The 1211-nt window shown below is 63.7% G+C and carries 1 protein-coding gene and 1 pseudogene; both read right to left on the bottom strand.

What is annotated here, in order from left to right; translation table 11 throughout:
• Nucleotides 1–26 precede the first annotated feature (26 nt).
• Nucleotides 27–1058, bottom strand: coding sequence for an IS3 family transposase (locus VFO25_14195; GenBank protein HET9344053.1), 1032 nt, complete (start codon nucleotides 1056–1058; stop codon nucleotides 27–29).
• Nucleotides 989–1138 (bottom strand): annotated as a pseudogene (locus tag VFO25_14190) (transposase). The gene VFO25_14195 and the pseudogene VFO25_14190 overlap by 70 nt, the downstream one beginning before the upstream one ends.
• Nucleotides 1139–1211 lie beyond the last annotated feature (73 nt).

Below are 1211 nucleotides of genomic sequence, written 5' to 3'. Positions count from 1 at the left end.
TGACCTGGCCCCCGCGCGTATCCCAATCATGATGGGCAAACTGGACGCTTTGAGGTGATCGCCGCGAGGGCGAATTCGTCGGGGGTCCGGTCCCCGAGCGACGCGTGCGGCCGGGTCTCGTTGTAGTCGCGGCGCCACGCCTCGAGGATCTGTCGAGCGTCGTCGATGCTCGTAAACGAATGCTCGTTGAGGCACTCGTTGCGCAGCTTTCCGTTGAACGATTCGATGAAGGCGTTTTGGATCGGTTTGCCAGGTGCGATGAAACGCAGCTGCACGCCGCGCTCATGCGCCCACCGCAACATGGCCATGCTGGTCAGCTCAGAGCCGTTGTCGGCGGTGATCCACTCGGGGTAGGTCCCCGCCTCTGCGGCTGCGGCGTCGAGCGCGCGCGTGACGCGCGCTGCCGGTAGCGACGTATCGGCTTCAATCGCCGGCGAGCGTTTGGCGAACTCGTCGACGACGGTGAAGACGCGAAATCGCCGTCCCCAATGCAGCATGTCGTGCACGAAATCGATCGACCATCCTTGGTTGGGCCGCGTCGCCCGAGTCAGCGGCTCGCCGCGTTGATACGCGATGCGCCGGCGTGGGCGTCTAGCGACCTGGAGCCGCTGCGCCTGGTAGATGCGGTGGATCCGCTTGTGGTTATCCCGATGGCCTTCTCGTCGCAGCAGCACGATGAGCTTGCGCCGACCCCACCGACGTCGCTGCGCCGCCAGCTCGCGCAAGCGCGTCGCGATCGGCTCGTCGGATGGTCCACACCGCGGGTAGCGCAGCATCCGCCGATTGCAGCCGGTCAGACCGCATGCTCGTCGCTCGCTCATGGGAAATTGTTCGCGCATCGCCTCCACCGCGCTCCGTCGTTGTGAAGGCGTCACCAGTTTTTTGAGTTTACGAACTTGAGCGCGTCGTTGTCGAGCGTCAGGTTGGCGACGATCCGCTTGAGCCGCGAGTTCTCTTCCTCGAGTTGCTTGAGCTTGGCGACATCGCTGACGCTCATACCGCCGTACTTGGCCTTCCAACGGTAAAACGTGTGCGGATGAACGCCGTGGCGTCGGCACAGATCGGCTGTCTTCGCGCCGCGTTCTGATTCGCCGAGAATAGCAACGATCTGCGATTCGCTAAAACGAGACTTTCGCACGGTAGCCTCCTGGATGGCGGTACGCCTCCAGGTTGCCCATCTCCGCTGGGATAACTCCGTGGGGCCAGGTCAG

Source organism: Candidatus Eremiobacteraceae bacterium, assembly GCA_035710745.1.
Classification (GTDB): domain Bacteria; phylum Vulcanimicrobiota; class Vulcanimicrobiia; order Eremiobacterales; family Eremiobacteraceae; genus JANWLL01.
This window is presented reverse-complemented; position numbering and strand designations above follow the sequence as displayed.